The sequence below is a fragment of the Paraburkholderia sp. J94 genome (assembly GCF_905220285.1).
Taxonomy (GTDB): domain Bacteria; phylum Pseudomonadota; class Gammaproteobacteria; order Burkholderiales; family Burkholderiaceae; genus Paraburkholderia; species Paraburkholderia tropica_A.
Genome location: NZ_CAJMZH010000010.1, coordinates 279170 through 295755, shown reverse-complemented (window position 1 = coordinate 295755; position 16586 = coordinate 279170). Strand labels below are relative to the sequence as shown.

The following is a 16586-nucleotide window of genomic DNA, read 5'->3' as shown; positions in this document are numbered from 1 at the left end:
GAGAAAAGTGCTGAAATCAGGTGGTTTGCGCGGCGGCGGCGTGCGTCGCTTCGTCGGGTTTCACTTCCTTCACGACGAAGAGATAGACGAAGGCCGCGGCGAACGCGATCGCCGCGCTAATGAGCAGCGCGTTGACGAACGAATGCGTCTGATCGACCACGATGCCCGTGATGACCGGCGCGAACGAGCCGCCGAGATAGCCGCCGAAGTTCTGCATGCTGCCGAGCGACGCCACCAGATGACGCGGCGCGGCGATGCTCACGAGCGCCCATGCGCTGCCGCTGGCGAGATTCACAAAGAACATCGCGAGCGAAACGTAGGTGATGGCGAGCGCCGTGCTCGGCGTGTAGGCAGCGGGCACCGTGAACGCGGCGGCGCCGATCAGCCCGATGCACACGGGCCACTTGCGGCTGCGGATCGGCGCGACGCCGCGCTTGAGCAGGTAATCGGCGATAAAACCGCTGCCCGCCATGCCGATGGTGCCGAACACATAGGGAATCGCCACGAGCCAGCCCGTGTGCGCGATGCTCAGATGGCGCTCCTTCTCCAGATAGCCCGGCAGCCACGTGAGGTAAAGCCAGACCATGTAGATCACGCCCATGAAGCCGAAAATCATGCCCCACGTGTTGCGCAGTTTGAGCAGCATGCCCCATTCGGCGAAGCTGATGCCCTTCGCGCGCGGCGGCTCTTTCGCGCCGTCTTCGAGCCATGCGGTTTCGTCGGCGCTCAGCGCGACCTGATCGCGGTTGCGATAGACCGCGTACCAGCCGATCGACACCAGCACGCCGAGCACGCCCATGATGACGAACATCGGACGCCAGCCGAACGAGAGCATCAGCACCGTGAGCAGCGGCGGCGCGATCATCGGCGCAATCGTCGAGGAGGAAATGAACGTGCCGGTTGGGCCGCCTCGCTCGCGCACGGCGAACCATTCATGGATCACTTTTGCGCCCGCCGGAAAGAGCGGCGCTTCGGCTACGCCGAGCACGACGCGCGCGACGAGGAAGTGATTGAGCGTCTGGATGAAACCGCCCGCGACCTGCGCGACCGACCAGACCAGCATGCCGAGCCCGAGCATCACGCGCGAGCCGAAGCGGTCGAGCAGCGCGCCTACCGGCAATTGCGCGAACGCATACGCGAGCGAAAACGCCGAGAGCAGCAGCCCCATTTCCGACGCGTTCAGATGCAACTCCTGCGCGACCGAATGATTGGCGATCGACAGCGTGCTGCGGTCGAGATAATTGACGATGCCGGCCACCGTGAGAAAAGCGACGGCGACCGTCTGAATGCGTTTGAGCCGGGGCGATTTGGTCGGCATGGCTCGTCTCCTGAAAATTGGTGTAGGTGCCGGTCGGACTGCGCGTGGCGGGTTCGAAAACTGCGTCGAACTCAGTAAGTCGCGCGTCCGCCGGATAAATCGAAGGTGGCGCCGGTGCTGAATGTGCAGGAATCCGAACAAAGCCACAACACGAGATCGGCGACTTCCTGCACCGTGCCGAGGCGGCCGAGCGGGCTCTTGTCGATCATCGTCTGCACGTGCGCGGGCGACATCTGCGCGAGCAGCGGCGTGTCCACGGCGGCGGGCGCGATCGCGTTGACGAGCACGCCCGTCTGCGCGAGTTCCTTGCCGAGCGATTTGGTCAGCGCGATCACGCCGGCCTTCGCCGCGCTATAGGCCGACGCGTTCGGCGTGCCTTCCTTGCCCGCGAGCGAGGCCACGTTGACGATGCGGCCCGCGCCCGCGCGGCGCATCGAAGGCACGACGTGGCGGCACACGTGATAGGTGCCGAGCAGATTGACTTCGACGATGCGCTGCCATTCGTCGGGTGAATAGGCGTCGAGCGGCACGGTCGAACCGGCGAAGCCCGCGTTGTTGACCAGAAAATCGACGCGGCCGAATTCGGCGAGCGTGGCGGCCATGGCGGCTTCGACGGTCTGCGGGTGCGTGACGTCGACCTCCACGTGACGCGGCGCATGCGGTGCCGACGTGTCGCCCGCCACGCGGTCCCAGTTCACGGTGCGCGCGCCGAAGCTCGCGAAGGCGTCGCAGATCGCGCGGCCGATACCGCCCGCCGCGCCCGTGACGACGGCGACGCGGCCGCTGAAGTCGTAGCGGGCCGCGCTCATCGGATGAACTGGTCCACGTAGTCCTCGCCGAGTCCGACCGACGCGTAGTGCTTGCGGCACATGTCGATCTTCGTGAAGACGTCCTCGTAGCCCGTGTAATTGCCGTACGGATCGCAGTAGAACATCACGCCGTTCACCTGGAAGTAGGTGATCATTTCCTCGACGTCGTCGGGCACGTAGAGCGTGTGCGTTTCGCCGGGCGGCTCGTAGACATAGCTGCCTTCGGTCGCTTCCCAGTCGTGCTCCAGATAGCGCCAGCGGCCCTTGAGCACCATGCCGTGCACGGCCTGCGGATGGCGATGGCGGCTCAGCACGCCCGACTTGCGCACGCGCAGCAGGTTCATCCAGTAGCCCTGCGAGGCGTTCAGGCACAGCGGGCGAAACCACACGTTCTCGGCTTGCGGCACCCAGACGCGTTCATCGGTGGGAATGGCGGCGGGCACGACGATCTCCTGCTGCGCTTCCTTCGGAAACGGCAGTTGATAGGGCGTCATCAGCGAAAAATCCTGATCTGACATGCGGGGCTCCTTGTTGTTTGTCCATAATATGGACGTTGCGTCCACGATATGGTTGATTTTGAGCTAGATCAAGGAGGCGGGTCAATGCCAGGGTATGCCCGTAGGCAGGGTGGGGGACGGCGCAGCAGAAGGGAGAGCAGTGCGCGTCGATGCTGGGAAATTGATTGGCAATCCAAATCATTGGTGATGTGGATCGCGCGCACGCGCGTGTCGCATTTCGTGATCGACGCTTAGCACGCGCAGGCCGATTGGCTCGCGCGCATGCTCATGCGGGTGAAATGCGAAATCGACGGCGGCGGCATTGGCCGCGTGAGCGGCGCGCCAGGCGAACTGAGGCGAGCTTAGGCGAGCAGCGTCGTGAGTCCGACGCACGCGGTAATGACGGGCGCGAGCGCGCGCAATTTCACGCTCAGGCGCGCCAGCCGGTTGCCCGCCCAGGCGCCGAGCCAGCCCATCAAAAGATAGAGCGCGACCAGCATCGCGCAGATCCACGGCGTGACGTCCGTGCCGCCCGGTCCGCTTCGCGCGAGCACGGCGGAGAAGATCAGCAGATTGTCGGTGCTCACGGAGAGAAACGCCGCCATCATCACGCCGATCGAGAGCGTATCGGCCACGACGGGCTGTGCGGGCGCGGCATCGCGCGGCGAGCGCCGCGATTGTCGTGCGAGCTGCACGAGCCCGATGGCGAGGGGAATCGCGCCGAAGTAACGCGACGGCATCTCTACGCTGCTGGCCGCTAGGCCGATCAGCAGGCTCGCGGCCACCACGCCCGCGCCAGTCACGACGAATGCGGCGAAAAGCTTGAATGGCTTCGCGGAGGCCGAAAACCCCAGCATGAGCGCGGCGGAGTCCATATTCGTCGCGGTAAAGGCCGCGAAAGTGGCCGAAAGGATGGCGAATGGCAGGGCGGTCACACGGCGGATCCTGATGAGCGAGGCGTCATTTTGGGGCTGCCGGCGCGGATCAGTCCAGTGCGGCGCAATGAATACGGCGCGTTTTTGTGATTATTTCAGTTAACTGAATTCAGCTTGCCTTTATTGATTTCAGCGATCAGTCATGTCGCATTTTCGATTCGGCGTTATGCAGGATGGGCGTTTTTCGCTCGTCTCGCGCAATTTCGAACCAGACGGTTTGATAAATTGCTATAACGCTTTACATCTGTGTAAGCATCGGTAAGCAGGCGGGATGCAGTGGCAGGGCGTCACGAAATCCGGGCGCGCGATTAAACGCTGCCGCTTGGATCTGATGGGCAAATTCGTTCGCCGCATGGCTCAGGCGCGCCGATGGCTCCTTGTTCGCGATCTGACTCGCGCAATTGCAAATAGTGAAACGCCGGAGCATCGAATGCGCAATCCAACCGCGCTTGCCGTGTTGCTGGCGCAGACCGTGACGATCGTCGCGTTGCTCGCGCAGCGCCGCAGCCGCCGTCGCGCGCAAGCCGAAGTCGTCGCGCGTCGAGACGAACTTGCGCGTGCGGCGCGCTTCGCCACCGTCGGCGAATTGAGCGCATCGATCGCGCATGAAGTCGGGCAGCCGCTGGGCGCGATTCTGAGCAATGCCGATGCGGCGGAATTGCTGATCAAGGCATCGAATCTCGACGCCGACGAATTGCGGGAAATCCTCTCCGACGTGAAGCGCGACGCCTTGCGCGCCAATGAAGTCGTGCAGCGCCTGCGCAGCTTGCTGCAAAAGCAGGGCGTCGCGTTCGGCCCGCTCGCGCTCGACGCCACGCTCGACGGCGCGCTGAAACTGATCGCGCCGGAAGCCAAACGGCGCGACATCAGGCTCGAAACGCAGTTCGACGCCGCCGACGCCAGCATCATGGGCGACCCCGTTCAACTTCAGCAAGTGGCGCTCAACCTCACCATCAATGCGATGGACGCCATGCAGGGTGTGGAAGCATCGAGCCGCGTGCTGACACTCGCGACACAAGCCGTCGCGCACGGCGTCGAATTCACCGTGGCCGATCGCGGCTGCGGATTCGACGCGACATCGGCGCAACGGCTGTTCGAACCGTTCTACACCACCAAGCCGCACGGCATGGGGCTCGGGCTGTCGATTGTCCGCTCGATCGTCGAAGCGCATCGCGGCCAGATCGAGGTGATCGCCCGTCAAGGCGGCGGTACGGCCTTCGCGATCTGGCTGCCGTGTGCCGATGCGTTAACCGATGGCGATTTGAATCGAGACTTCAATCGCGACGTTAATCACGGCTTTAATCGCGACGCGGCATGGGACCGAAAAACATTCGCTTGAGATTGCCGCGTCCGAATGCGCGCGAGAGTTCCGCAATCACGCAGTAATTGAAAATCAGCGTGACGAGCAGGATCTGGACCGCCAGGAAACGCGGCCAGTTTATATCCGTGAACAGCGCCTGATTCGCTGCAGCAAGCGTCGGCGATTCTTTCCAGATATCGTAAAGCCGCTCCAGAAAATGCACGACGAGCGCAACGAGCGCGTACATCAGTGTTTTCCAGCCGACGTTCCAGGCGAGTGGCTTGTCGGGAAAGCGGTTGATGAACGGCAGCATGTCGGCGACCAGCACGGATTTTCCGAGTATGAGCGATGCAATCAGGACCGATGCCGAGGTCGGAATTTCAAGGCCCGTGCCTTTGACCATCAACGATCGGATAAGCGCGACGATATGAAGGATGACGAAGAAAAACAGCGTCGGCGGCAGCGCCTTCAACGCCTCTTCCTTGATCTTCGCAAGCAGGTGGCTCATGGTGTCGTCCTTGCCCGGCGGCCGATGTGATGCGCATGACAGGCGTGGATTGCGCGGATAGTGTGCTTAATGTAGTGGCGCGCTCGCGCGAAAGCAAAGCGCGTTGCATGAATTGCACAAAGGGAAATGCGGCGCGCTCGCGCGTCCACCATTCTTATTGAACAGGCCACATAATTCCGCGCCGGTTTTTCTCGCGCGCGCCGGGAGCGCGCCGCGTCGCCCAACACACTGAAAGCCCTTGAACCGCAAGCGCGCGCAACTATGCTTTAAGTGTCGAAGCAGGCACGCCGAACGCGCCGATAGCTCAGATGATTATGCCCGGGTGAACAGCAATCCCCGACGGCGCTTCCGGGTCATGGCGCCGGACAAAAATGGTGTGAATGATGTGTTTCGCTCGCGCGTGGTGCCTGTCGGCGCTCATAGGTATTGCACTCTGCGTGGGGTGCAAGCCTTGCTCAGCCGCTTCCCCAACTTCCCCGGCGCGACCGGCATCTGCAACGTCGGCGTCGTCGGCATCATCGGCGCAGACGGCATCCGCGCCCGTTGCCGCAAGCGCGCCGCGCGGCATCGATCTGACCAACAAGCCGTGGCGCGGCGATTTCGACGCCATGCTCGAACGCCGGGTGATACGCGTGCTGGTGCCCTTCAGCCGCACGCTGTATTTCAATGACCGCGGCCACGAGCGCGGTTTGACCGCGGACTTCGTGCGCGATTTCGATCGATACATCAACAAGACTTACGCCGATCGTCTCGGCAAGCGTCCGATCACGGTCGTGATGATTCCCACGACGCGTGACAGGCTGCTACCCGGACTCAAGGACGGCCTTGGCGATATCGCCGCCGGCAATTTGACCGTCACGGCGAGTCGGCAGAAGGAAGTGGATTTCGTCACGGCTCATGGGCTCAAACCCACGCGCGAGCTGGTGCTGACCGGGCCGAAATCGCCGGCATTATCGAAGCTCGACGACCTCAGCGGCAAAACGGTGCACGTGCGCCGTTCGAGCAGCTATTACGAGAGCCTGATGGCGCTGAACAGCCGCTTCCAGAAGGAAGGCAAGGCGCCGATGAAGATCGTGCTGCTGCCCGACGCGCTCGAAGATGAAGATGCGATGGAAATGCTCAACGTCGGTCTGCTGCAGATTATCGTGGTGGACGACTGGAAGGCGCGCATGTGGGCGCAGATGCTGCCGCAGATTCAGGTGCACGAAAATATCGCGGTACGCGAGGGCGGAAAGATCGGCTGGGCGATTCGCAAGCAGAGCCCGCAGCTTCAGGCGGCGATCGGCACCTTCTACGACAATTTCATCACGAAGCAAAGCGTGGCGCAGGTTCGGCTGAAGCAGTATATGCAGGGTATCAAGCAGATTCATAACAATACAGAATCGGCCGAACTGGTGCGTTTCAGGGAGACGGTGGCGTTCTTCGAAAAGTATGGCCAGCAATATGATTTCGATCCGCTGATGCTGGCCGCCCAGGGCTTTCAGGAATCGCAACTCAATCAGAATGCGAAGAGTCGCGTGGGCGCGGTCGGCATCATGCAATTGATGCCGAGCACGGGCAAGGAATTGAAGGTCGGCGACATCAAGGTTGCGCAGTCGAATATCCACGCCGGCGCGAAATATCTGGATCAATTGATGACCCGTTACTTCCAGGACGCCCATTTCTCGGAAGTGGATCGGCCGCTGTTTGCATTCGCCAGTTATAACGCCGGACCGGGAACAATTGCGAAAATGCGCAAGCTCGCCGCGGAGCGTGGCCTGAACCCCGACGTCTGGTTCAACAACGTGGAAATCGTGGTGGCCGAAAAAGTCGGCGTCGAGACGACCACGTATGTGCGCAATATCTACAAATACTATGCGTCGTATCGTCTTCTCAAGGATGCGCAGGCGAGCCGTGCGCGCGCGGTTCAGCAGTTGAAGAGTTGATTGGCGGACAGCGAAACGTTTTTAAAGAATAGCGCCGCGCGTTCAACAGCATGCAACGAGAAATCCGTGCTGCGCATCGGACGAAAGTCCGATAGCGCCAGCCATATCTCGCGGTTACGCTCATGGTTCAACCATCGTTCAGGCATTGCCATGCAAGCCGGAGGCGGCGCGCGTAAAGCCCCGCCGCGATGCAGCGCGATTCGGCGCGATCACCCGTAACGGCCGCAGGGGCGTCGTCAGCGAGAGGTGATATGAAAAAGTGTGAGAGTGTGGACAAGGGCGCCCGCCACGAAACGATCCGGCAACGGGCATTCGTATTGGCCGACAGCGGCACGCTCGACGATTGGAAAGCGGTGGGCCGCGCGCTCGGCACGTGTTTCGATGTCGTGGATATCGAACGCGTTCTCGCCAGCCGTTTCTTTCGCCTGATTCTGGATCAGCGCTGTCGTGCGCGCCGCGAAATGGGCATCGACGATCAGACAAATGCCGGTTTAACGAACCAGGAAGACACCAGCGATCCCGCTGAATCGGCCGTGGTCGAGCTCGCGCCCGCTCACTCCCGTCCGCTCGCGCGCCAAGTTCAGGCGGATGAAGCGAACACCGCGATACACGGCACGGTGCAGCCGCGCCTGAGTGGCGACATCGCGGCGTTGCTGGCGGACGGCCGCGAACTGACCGCTGCGCAAGTGGCACAGCAACTCGGTGCGGCCGTGCGCGAAGTGCAGGGCGCGCTTCAGTCCATGCTGGCGTGCGACGAAGTGCACGTCGCGCGACGCACGCCGCGTGGTGCGGGCGGGCGCAGCACGCGGATCTTCGCGATGGGGGGCAATACGGTTGCCGGCGCGACATCGGACTGGCCGCGCGCCGATCCTGTCGTGCTTCGCGCCATGGATGCGCTGGTTCGTCACGGCGGACGTTGAGGTCCGGCGCGGTCGCTCAATAGTCGCTTAACAGACGGTCAATACTTGATATCGCGTGCCGTCTGGCGACCTTGCTGTTTGGTGTCCCGTTTGTCCTGGCGGCATTGCGAGTTGCTTTTCTGGTTTGCCGCGCGGCAATCCTGCTTGGTATGACGCGAACCCTGCCGCGTGTCCTGGCGGACGTCGCGTCCCGCGCGCCGCTGCTGGGCCTGCTCGGTTGCCCAGGCGGTTTGCGACGACGCCATCGCGACCAGGGAAAACAGCGCAACCACGAATTTCAGGCTTGATGATTGCATGGCGATCTCTATAGCGGGTTGAATGGTGTGTCGGGCGGTGGTTTGCTATGTCGAAGGGTGCCACGTAGAGCGTTCGAGTCAATCGGACTTAGGTCCTAGCCTCATCGCGATGAGGGGCGCGAGCGCGGCCGGTCAGTGCAGTGAGAAGGTCGGGCGGCGATGACCATGCGCTTGCCCGGACTCAGGCAAAATGAATGCGAAGTGAACGCGATATTCGCGCCCGACCGGCGGTTTCGCACCGCTTGCGCCGCGCTAATCGGACGCGTGGAGATGCGCTATGAAAAACTTTGCGGGAAAGGGTTCGACGTGTGCGGTGTTGGCGCTTTGGCTCGCGGGATGCGCCGCGCCCGTGCAGCAAACCGGGCCGCATCTGACGCCCACGGAATGCCGCGATCTGGCCGCGTTAAGCAGCCATTCGTCGCCGACCAAATCACAACGCCAAAGCGAGCTTTCGGCGCTGAGGAAGGCCGGCTACGACCCGTCGCCATGGAACGACGATCCCAATTACCCGGACGATTTGCACGAGGCGCAGCGCCTCGTCGCGCATTGGCGCGAAACGGACTGCCAGAATTTGCCGCCGGAGTGATTTACCGATGACCAGCGTCGACTGATTGCTCGCGCATCCGCTTCGATGCAGTCGGCAATGGACTGTCGCGCCTTCACCACTCGACCACGACCTTGCCGAAATGACCGCCGCTTTCCTGAAAGCGGAACGCATCGGCGAGTTGTTCGAGGCCGAAACTGCGGTCCAGAACCGGGCGAATACCGGTCTGCTCCAACGCGGCGACAAAATCCTGCTGCTGCTTGCGGCTGCCGACAATCAGGCCTTGCAGGCGCGCCTGTTTCGCCATGAGCACCGAAGTCGGCACATCGCCTTGACGGCCCGTGAGCACGCCGATCAGCGAAATATGGCCGCCCACGCGCACCGCATCGATCGACTGCGCGAGCGTGCCCGGTCCGCCCAGCTCGACGACATGATCGACGCCACGGCCACCGGTCAAGTCACGCGCGGCGTTGCCCCATGCGGGCGTCGTGCGGTAATTGATGCCGTCGTCCGCGCCCAATGCACGCGCACGCGCGAGCTTCTCATCCGACGACGATGTCACGATCACGCGCGCGCCCATCGCCTTGGCAATCTGCAACGCAATGATCGACACGCCGCCGGTGCCGAGCGTGAGCACGGTGTCGCCCGCTTTCAATTGTCCGTCGCCGACCAGCGCGCGCCATGCGGTCAGGCCGGCGGTCGTGATCGTGGCGGATTCGGCATGGCGCCAGCCGCGCGGCGCGTGCGTGAATGCGCTCGCGGGGCGCACCGCGTATTCGGCGGCGAATCCGTCGATGCCGTCGCCGGGCGTGCCCTGGAAATGGCCGACGTCGGCAAACGCAGGACCGGCAGGCCATTGCGGAAAGAAACACGACACCACGTGATCGCCGGGTTTGAATTCACTGACGCCCGCGCCCACGGCTTCCACGACGCCCGCGCCGTCGGCCATCGGCACGCGTCCGTCTGCGGTGGGAATGCCGCCGTTGGCGACCAGCAGATCGTGAAAGTTCAGCGAGGTTGCGTGCAGCTTCACGCGGATTTCACCCGCTGCCGGTTGGCCCGGATCGGGCAGGTCGGTCAGTTCCAGACGGTCGAGACCGCCCGGTGCGCGAACCACGATCGCTTTCATGTCTGTTGCTCCTTGCGCGCGACGGAAACGAATCCGTCGAGCCCGTCTTGATGACCGTCGATCATCGGATTGGGTTGGGTGTGATGCATTGCAGACGTTATCGGTGAAGCCGGACGTACCGCCTTCCGGCCAGACGATAGCATTCATTCGCATGGCATCTCGCCAATGTGTCCGCCCTCGCGGGGCCGGACGAGAATGACGCGAACCCGCAACGCACCGTATGGTGACACGTTGCCGGGAAGCGGGATGCCATGCTGGCCGCAGCGCTCAAATCGATTCAATAGCTGAATCGAATCGCCAGGGATAACGAATCAATTCAAAGCGCCGCGCAAATAAAAAACCCGGTTGCCAGGAAGGCAACCGGGTCGTCGAATCGCGGACGTCACATGGAATGTGGCACGCTCGACAAGCCCCTTACCGAGCGAGGTCATCGCTCGCGCAGGGCGACTCTCATGGTGCGATCGTTACCGATCAGATCGGCTCAGATCAGAAGCGGTGACGGATGCCGACCGTGCCAACGACCTGCGAGCTCGACGACGATGCCGAGAAGCCGACGATATCCGCGCCGATGCCCGAGTCGCCCGTGTTGCTCACGTGCTGGTAAGCCGCTTCCGCGTACACGTCGGTGCGCTTCGAGAGCGCGTAGTCCGACTGCAGCGTGATCTGGTGGTACTTCGGATCGACGCCCTTCAGGCTCGCGTCCGTGTACGTGTATGCGCCCGAGAACGTCAGCGCCGGCGTCAGGTTGTAACGCGCGTTGACTTCATAGTTCGTGAAACGCGCGCTGCCGTTGAGGCCGATGCCCGACGACGTGCCCGAGCTCGACGAGCCGATCAGCGTGGCGTTGCTCAGTTGCGTCTGCGTGAAGACGAAGCCAACGTTCGCTGCGCCGAACGCGTAGTTCACGCCCGCGCCGTAGGTGCGCTGGCGGCCTGCCGTGAAGGTGGCGTCGCTGCTGACTGCGCCGCTCGAGTTGCTCGACGAGCCCGAGCCGTTGACCTGCAGGTAGCCGGCGCCGAACTTCAGGCCGCCGAATGCGTACGAGCCGCCCACGCTGTAAGCGCGGTTGTCGGCGAAGCCGTCAGCTTCGTTCGAGAAGCCGTAGAGGGCGCCGAACTTGAAGCCGTTGTAATCGACGCTCTGGAACTTGACCGAGTTGCTGATACGGAACGAGTTGTTCAGGTTGTCGTTGTCGTACGGGTGCGAGGCGATCGTGCCGCCGTATTGCGTGCCGTTGAGTGCGAGCGGCGCGAGATAGTCGACCACGCTGTCGTACTGGCGGCCGAGCGTGAGCGAGCCGTACTGGTTGCTCGACAGGCCGACGAATGCCTGGCGGCCGAACATGCGGCTGTTCTGCTTGAGTGCGCCGCTCATGACGCTGAAACCGCTTTCGAGCGTGAAGATTGCCTTCAGGCCGCCGCCGAGGTCTTCCTGACCCTTCAGGCCGAAACGGCTGCCGTTCAGCAGGCCGCTCGCGGCTTCGAATTGGTGCGCGCCGCCCGAGTTGCTGCTATAGGCAACGCCTGCGTCGATCAAACCGTACAGCGTGACGGTGCTCTGTGCGTGGGCGACGCTGGCGAAACCGGCGACTGCGACTGCGAGAGCGGAAAGGGTAGTCTTTTTCATCGTTACTCCATGGAATTGTTATTCGCTCGATGAGAGCGAGCGCGGAGCATAACGCGATACACAAAATTGTTTTTTACGCTTGTGGCCTGTGCGCCACGATTGATATCACCGATTGTTCGTTCTTATTCCCGTTTGTTACGTGATTGCGCTTTTCGATAGAAATACGCCGTAAACAAAGGGAGTTTTCTGCGTAGATGGATAGACGAAAGCTCGCCGATGCGTGAATTTCACGTGCATTTACCCGAAATATTCGTTAATCGAGATTACGAATTATTGCGAAAAACGAATAAGGACAGGAAATGCTCGCTATTCGAAATGAACCAATCGGCCGTGCGATTTCGGCGGCGCTTTTCAATGAAATTTCGGGGAGCCTGGAGAGGGATGCAGGAGGGCTGCAAGAGGGTGGCAAGAGCGCGAATGCGCGTCGCGCTTGCGGGATGCAGCGGCCGCTGTGACTGCGGCGCAACAGGTGGCGGCATCTCGTATCGTCGTGAATTTTTACGCGCGTTTACGTGCTGATCGAGACGCTGATTCGCGCAGACGCTTGTCCCACAAGGCCCACCGGCTGGTCCCGTGCGCGCGCGGCGAATCGTAGCGCATTGAATTCTTACTGCGAGTTACGGCTTCCTCCGAATCTAACAAACCGCAAGGAGAATCATTCTCATTTGCAGTTATCATCGCGGCCTTTGATGCACATTGGGTCAATCGACCCGCCACCACGCTGCGGATAACCAACAATGAACCGAACCAACTCCTCACCCGCGCAGGCGTTTCGCCTGGCGCCGCTCGCCGCTGCGGCCATCGCCTTCGCGAGCCTGTCCGTGCAGGCCTATGCCGCCGACGCCACGACGAGCGACACCAGCAGCACGGACAACGCCCAGTCGTCGTCGGTGCTGCCCGCCGTGAGTGTGAAGGCGGATCGCGTCGCGTTGCCCAGCGACCTCGCGCCGGCGTATGCGGGCGGGCAGGTGGCGAGCGGCGCGTCGATCGGTGTGCTCGGCAAGCAGAAAATGCTCGACGTGCCGTTCTCGGTCACGAGCTACACGTCGAAGCTGATTCAGGACCAGCAGGCGCAGACGGTCGCCGATGTCGTCGCGAACGATCCGGCCGTGCGCACCGCGCTCGGCTACGGCAACTTCTCTGAGACCTACATCATCCGCGGCTTCCAGGTCTATTCCGATGACGTGGGCCTCGACGGCTTCTATGGCCTCACGCCGCGCCAGATGGTCGACACGGGCGCGATCGAGCGCGTCGATGTCTTCAAGGGCGCGAGCGCGTTCGTGAACGGCGCGGCGCCTGGCGGCTCGGGCGTGGGCGGCACGATCAACGTGCAGACCAAGGTCGCCGACGACAAGCCCATCACGCGCGTGACCGTGGAAGGCAGCGCGTCGGGCGAACTCGGCACGCACGTGGACGTGGGCCGCCGCTTCGGCGACAACGACCAGTTCGGCATTCGCGTGAACCAGACCATCGTGGGCGGCAGCACGGCCGTGCAGAATCAGGACAGCCACTCGCAGCAGACCGCGATCGCGCTCGATTATCGCGGCGACAAGTTCCGCCTGAACGCCGACTTCCTCTATCAGAAGAACAACATCACGGGCGGCCGTCCGGGCGTGTTCGTCACGGGCGACGAGATGCCGTCCACGCCTTCGGCCAGCTACAACTACGGGCAGCCGTGGTCCTACTCGAAGCAGGAAGACACGGTCGGCATGCTGCGCGGCGAATACGACATCGCGCCGAACTGGACCGTTTACGCGGGCGTCGGCTCGCGTCATACGACCGAACTCGGGCAGTACGAGACGCCCACCTACGATGCGGGCTCGACGACGGCGTACCGGATGAACACGCTGTTCAAGGAAAACGCGATCTCGGCGCAGACGGGTGTGCGCGGCAAGTTCAATCTCGGCCCGGTTTCGAACCAGGTGAATGCGGGCTGGCAGATCGAACGCATCGCGGAGTACGGCGCTTATAACTGGAGCTACGGCCTGCCGTGGTCAACGAGCCTTTACAACACGGCGACGGTTGCGATCCCGGGCACCACGTATGGCGCGGGCGACTTCTCCGATCCGGGCCTGACGAGCACGACGCTGATGCGCAGCTTCGTCGTGTCGGACACGCTTGGCTTCTTCCATGACCGCCTGCTGTTCACGGTCGGCGCGCGTCGTCAGAACATCGTCGAAAACGGCTACGGATACGGCACGGAAACGCAGGACTCGGCCTATAACGAATCGGCGACCACGCCGATTCTCGGCCTCGTCTACAAGCTTCAGCCGAATCTGTCGATCTACGCGAACCGCGCGGAAAGTCTCGTCGAAGGCGGCACCGCGCCGAGCACGGCGGCCAACGTCGGCCAGGTGCTCGCCCCGTATCGCGCGAAACAGTACGAAGCGGGCATCAAGTACGACGCGAATCATTTCGGCACGGCCTTCGCGATCTATCAGATCAAGCAGCAGGTCGCGTACACGAACAGCGTGACCAACATTTACGCGGCGGACGGCATTCAGCGCCATCGCGGCGCGGAGTTCTCGATGTACGGCGAGCCGCTCAAGGGCCTGCGCGTGATCGGCGGCGTGTCGTATATCGACGCCAAGCTGATCGACACCGGCGACGCCTCGGAAGAGGGCAATCGTCCGATCGGCGTGCCGGCGTGGACCTTCAACGCGAACCTCGAATACGACGTGCCGCAAGTGCAGGGCCTCACGCTGATGGGCCGCGCGATCTGGACCAGTTCGCAGTATCTCGACACGGCGAACACGCAGAAGATCCCGTCGTGGACGCGTTTCGACGTGGGCGCGCGCTACAAGACTCAGGTTCTCAAGCACGACACGAGCTTCAACGTGATGGTGACGAATCTCGCCAATCGCTCGTACTGGTCGTCGGCGCTCGGCGGTTATCTGACGCAGGCCGAGCCGCGCACGGCCTGGTTCTCGGTGACGACGGACTTCTAAGCGGAGCCATCCGGAGCCATCGCGCATGCCGCGCATAGCTGCTATGCGGCATGCGCGCGCCCAGCGTTCTGTGCGGTGCGGATAATTTCAGGCAATTCGAAGCGCGTGCGGCCCAGCGGCTGAGCTCGCGCGACACCTTGAACAGGGAGCCTGAACTCATGTCTGAAACCGCCCAGCCGCGCAACGGCGGCCGCATCCTCGTGGACGCGCTCGTGCGCAATGGCGTCGATACCGTCTACTGCGTGCCCGGCGAGAGCTATCTGCCGGTGCTCGACGCCTTGCACGACGCGCATGGCGTGCGCACCATCACCACGCGCCACGAAGGCGCGGCCTCGAACATGGCCGATGCCTACGGAAAGCTGACGGGCCGCCCCGGCATCTGCTTCGTGACGCGCGGCCCCGGCGCCACGCACGCGAGCAACGGCGTGCATACGGCGAGCGAAGATTCGACGCCGATGATCCTGTTCATCGGCCAGGTCGAGCAGGACTTCATCGGGCGCGGCGCGTTCCAGGAAGTCGATTACCGCCAGATGTTCGGCGGCATCGCCAAGTGGGTCACGCAGATCGAAAGCGTGGAGCGCATTCCCGAGATCCTCGCGAAGGCGTTCAGCGTGGCGCTGTCGGGCCGTCCGGGTCCGGTCGTGATCGCGCTGCCTGAAGACGTGCTGTTCGGCTCGGCCGCCGTGGCCGACGCGCCTGCCGTGCGTATCGCGCATGCCGCGCCCGAACCTCAATCGCTCGAGACGCTGCGCGAGTTGCTCGACGCCGCCGCGCGTCCGCTGCTGGTCGTCGGCGGCACGGGCTGGGATGGCGAGTCCACGGCCGCGCTCAAGCGCTTCGTGCACGCCAACAATCTGCCGGTCGCGGCTTCGTTCCGCCGCCAGGATCTGTTCGACAATCGCGATCCGCATTACGTGGGCCAGTTGGGCCTCGGTGTGTCGCCGAAACTTTCCGAGCGCGCGAAAGACGCCGATCTGGTGATCGTCGTCGGCTCGCGTCTCGCGGAAACGACTTCGTCGGGCTACACGGTGTTCGAAAGCCCGACGCCGAAGCAGACGATGGTGCACGTCCATCCCGACGCCGAAGAACTCGGCCGCGTGTTTCAGTCGCGTCTGCCGATTCACGCTTCGCTGCGCGCGTTCGCGCTGGCGCTCGACGGCGTCGCGCCGGTCGCGGCGGCCACGCAGCAGCGCTGGCAGGCATGGACCGAGTCGGCGCGCGCGGATTACGTCGCGCATTCGACGCCGCCCGCATCGAGCGGCGAGATTCAGGGCGTCGATCTCGCGCAGGTCGTCGCGCATCTGAACGACGTGCTGCCCGACGACGCCGTGATCTCGAACGGCGCGGGCAACTACACGGTCTGGGTGCATCGCTTCTATCGCTATCGCAGTCCGTCGACGGAACTCGCGCCGACCAACGGTGCGATGGGCTACGGCTTCCCGGCGGCGATTGCAGCAAAGATCAGGAATCCGGAACGTTCGGTGGTGTGCTTCGCCGGTGACGGCTGTTTCATGATGTATCCGCAGGAACTCGCCACGGCGGTGCAGTTCGGCGCGCCGCTGATCGTCATCGTCGTGAACAACAATATGCTCGGCACGATCCGCATGCATCAGGAGCGCGAATATCCGGGCCGCGTTTCGGCCACGCAATTCGTGAATCCCGATTTCGTGGCGATGGCGCAGGCCTTCGGCGCGCATGCGGAACGCGTCGAGCGCACCGAAGACTTCGCGGCCGCGTTCGAGCGCGCGCAGCGTGCGGGCGTGGCGGCGCTCATCGAGCTTCGCACCGATCCGCTGCAGATCACTCCCGCTAACCGTTTGAGCGCATGAGC

The 16586-nt window shown here is 63.0% G+C and carries 14 protein-coding genes and 1 pseudogene; 7 read left to right on the top strand and 8 right to left on the bottom strand.

Annotation, left to right across the window (positions count from 1 at the left end; genetic code table 11):
• Nucleotides 1-16: 16 nt before the first annotated feature.
• The 4 genes from U4Y88_RS23180 to U4Y88_RS23165 all read right to left on the bottom strand — a co-directional run bounded on the left by U4Y88_RS23180 (nucleotide 17) and on the right by U4Y88_RS23165 (nucleotide 3559).
• The gene (locus tag U4Y88_RS23180; protein WP_321786669.1) at nucleotides 17-1318 is read right to left on the bottom strand and encodes an MFS transporter; all 1302 of its coding nucleotides are present in this window, start codon (nucleotides 1316-1318) and stop codon (nucleotides 17-19) included.
• 71 nt (nucleotides 1319-1389) lie between these two features.
• Nucleotides 1390-2127: an SDR family NAD(P)-dependent oxidoreductase gene (locus tag U4Y88_RS23175; RefSeq protein ID WP_321786667.1), complete on the bottom strand. Its 738-nt coding sequence runs from the start codon at nucleotides 2125-2127 to the stop codon at nucleotides 1390-1392.
• Entirely contained in the window at nucleotides 2124-2645 is a 522-nt protein-coding gene (locus tag U4Y88_RS23170) for a 2,4'-dihydroxyacetophenone dioxygenase family protein (protein WP_321786665.1), read from the bottom strand. The genes U4Y88_RS23175 and U4Y88_RS23170 overlap by 4 nt, the downstream gene beginning before the upstream one ends.
• A gap of 341 nt (nucleotides 2646-2986) precedes the next feature.
• On the bottom strand, nucleotides 2987-3559 hold the full coding sequence (locus U4Y88_RS23165; protein WP_321786663.1) for a hypothetical protein: 573 nt from the start codon (nucleotides 3557-3559) through the stop codon (nucleotides 2987-2989).
• Between the two features lie 271 nt (nucleotides 3560-3830).
• Here U4Y88_RS23165 and U4Y88_RS37785 point away from each other — a divergent pair.
• A pseudogene (locus U4Y88_RS37785) lies at nucleotides 3831-4268 on the top strand (hypothetical protein); the annotation flags it as partial.
• Between the two features lie 198 nt (nucleotides 4269-4466).
• Nucleotides 4467-4898 (top strand): sensor histidine kinase, encoded by a 432-nt coding sequence (locus U4Y88_RS23155; protein ID WP_321786660.1) that lies wholly within the window; start codon nucleotides 4467-4469, stop codon nucleotides 4896-4898.
• Here the strand turns inward: U4Y88_RS23155 and U4Y88_RS23150 are convergent.
• Nucleotides 4858-5367, bottom strand: coding sequence for a hypothetical protein (locus U4Y88_RS23150; protein ID WP_224011570.1), 510 nt, complete (start codon nucleotides 5365-5367; stop codon nucleotides 4858-4860). The genes U4Y88_RS23155 and U4Y88_RS23150 overlap by 41 nt on opposite strands.
• A gap of 380 nt (nucleotides 5368-5747) precedes the next feature.
• Between U4Y88_RS23150 and U4Y88_RS23145 the strand changes: the two genes are divergently transcribed.
• Both U4Y88_RS23145 and U4Y88_RS23140 read left to right on the top strand, forming a co-directional pair.
• Nucleotides 5748-7292, top strand: coding sequence for a transglycosylase SLT domain-containing protein (locus U4Y88_RS23145; RefSeq protein WP_224011571.1), 1545 nt, complete (start codon nucleotides 5748-5750; stop codon nucleotides 7290-7292).
• A gap of 269 nt (nucleotides 7293-7561) precedes the next feature.
• Nucleotides 7562-8212 carry a hypothetical protein gene (locus tag U4Y88_RS23140; protein WP_321786658.1) on the top strand — a complete coding sequence of 217 codons (651 nt, stop codon included), beginning with the start codon at nucleotides 7562-7564 and terminating at the stop codon, nucleotides 8210-8212.
• Nucleotides 8213-8250: 38 nt separating this feature from the next.
• On the opposite strand, the gene U4Y88_RS23135 is transcribed toward U4Y88_RS23140, so the two are convergent.
• Nucleotides 8251-8457: a hypothetical protein gene (locus tag U4Y88_RS23135; protein WP_224011604.1), complete on the bottom strand. Its 207-nt coding sequence runs from the start codon at nucleotides 8455-8457 to the stop codon at nucleotides 8251-8253.
• A 328-nt stretch (nucleotides 8458-8785) separates the two neighbouring features.
• Here U4Y88_RS23135 and U4Y88_RS23130 point away from each other — a divergent pair, with 328 nt between their 5' ends.
• Nucleotides 8786-9094: a DUF4148 domain-containing protein gene (locus U4Y88_RS23130; protein ID WP_321786656.1), complete on the top strand. Its 309-nt coding sequence runs from the start codon at nucleotides 8786-8788 to the stop codon at nucleotides 9092-9094.
• A gap of 73 nt (nucleotides 9095-9167) precedes the next feature.
• Here U4Y88_RS23130 and U4Y88_RS23125 read toward each other — a convergent pair whose 3' ends face one another.
• The gene (locus U4Y88_RS23125) at nucleotides 9168-10181 is read right to left on the bottom strand and encodes an NAD(P)-dependent alcohol dehydrogenase (RefSeq protein ID WP_321786654.1); all 1014 of its coding nucleotides are present in this window, start codon (nucleotides 10179-10181) and stop codon (nucleotides 9168-9170) included.
• Nucleotides 10182-10667: 486 nt separating this feature from the next.
• A complete protein-coding gene (locus U4Y88_RS23120) occupies nucleotides 10668-11807 on the bottom strand; it encodes a porin (protein WP_321786652.1) in 1140 nt (379 codons plus the stop codon).
• A gap of 737 nt (nucleotides 11808-12544) precedes the next feature.
• Between U4Y88_RS23120 and U4Y88_RS23115 the strand changes: the two genes are divergently transcribed.
• Nucleotides 12545-14755, top strand: a complete 2211-nt coding sequence (locus U4Y88_RS23115; protein WP_321786650.1) for a TonB-dependent receptor — start codon at nucleotides 12545-12547, stop codon at nucleotides 14753-14755.
• 158 nt (nucleotides 14756-14913) lie between these two features.
• Nucleotides 14914-16584, top strand: a complete 1671-nt coding sequence (locus U4Y88_RS23110) for a thiamine pyrophosphate-binding protein (protein WP_321786648.1) — start codon at nucleotides 14914-14916, stop codon at nucleotides 16582-16584.
• Nucleotides 16585-16586 lie beyond the last annotated feature (2 nt).

What these genes read in the sequence shown, in the direction of transcription:
- U4Y88_RS23130 (WP_321786656.1), top strand. Translation starts at nt 8,786, where the DNA reads ATGAAAAACTTTGCGGGAAAGGGTTCGACGTGTGCGGTGTTGGCGCTT.
- U4Y88_RS23110 (WP_321786648.1), top strand. Translation starts at nt 14,914, where the DNA reads ATGTCTGAAACCGCCCAGCCGCGCAACGGCGGCCGCATCCTCGTGGAC.
- U4Y88_RS23115 (WP_321786650.1), top strand. Translation starts at nt 12,545, where the DNA reads ATGAACCGAACCAACTCCTCACCCGCGCAGGCGTTTCGCCTGGCGCCG.
- U4Y88_RS23175 (WP_321786667.1), bottom strand. Translation starts at nt 2,127, where the DNA reads ATGAGCGCGGCCCGCTACGACTTCAGCGGCCGCGTCGCCGTCGTCACG.
- U4Y88_RS23125 (WP_321786654.1), bottom strand. Translation starts at nt 10,181, where the DNA reads ATGAAAGCGATCGTGGTTCGCGCACCGGGCGGTCTCGACCGTCTGGAA.
- U4Y88_RS23150 (WP_224011570.1), bottom strand. Translation starts at nt 5,367, where the DNA reads ATGAGCCACCTGCTTGCGAAGATCAAGGAAGAGGCGTTGAAGGCGCTG.
- U4Y88_RS23135 (WP_224011604.1), bottom strand. Translation starts at nt 8,457, where the DNA reads ATGGCGTCGTCGCAAACCGCCTGGGCAACCGAGCAGGCCCAGCAGCGG.
- U4Y88_RS23180 (WP_321786669.1), bottom strand. Translation starts at nt 1,318, where the DNA reads ATGCCGACCAAATCGCCCCGGCTCAAACGCATTCAGACGGTCGCCGTC.
- U4Y88_RS23170 (WP_321786665.1), bottom strand. Translation starts at nt 2,645, where the DNA reads ATGTCAGATCAGGATTTTTCGCTGATGACGCCCTATCAACTGCCGTTT.
- U4Y88_RS23145 (WP_224011571.1), top strand. Translation starts at nt 5,748, where the DNA reads ATGATGTGTTTCGCTCGCGCGTGGTGCCTGTCGGCGCTCATAGGTATT.
- U4Y88_RS23120 (WP_321786652.1), bottom strand. Translation starts at nt 11,807, where the DNA reads ATGAAAAAGACTACCCTTTCCGCTCTCGCAGTCGCAGTCGCCGGTTTC.
- U4Y88_RS23155 (WP_321786660.1), top strand. Translation starts at nt 4,467, where the DNA reads ATGGGCGACCCCGTTCAACTTCAGCAAGTGGCGCTCAACCTCACCATC.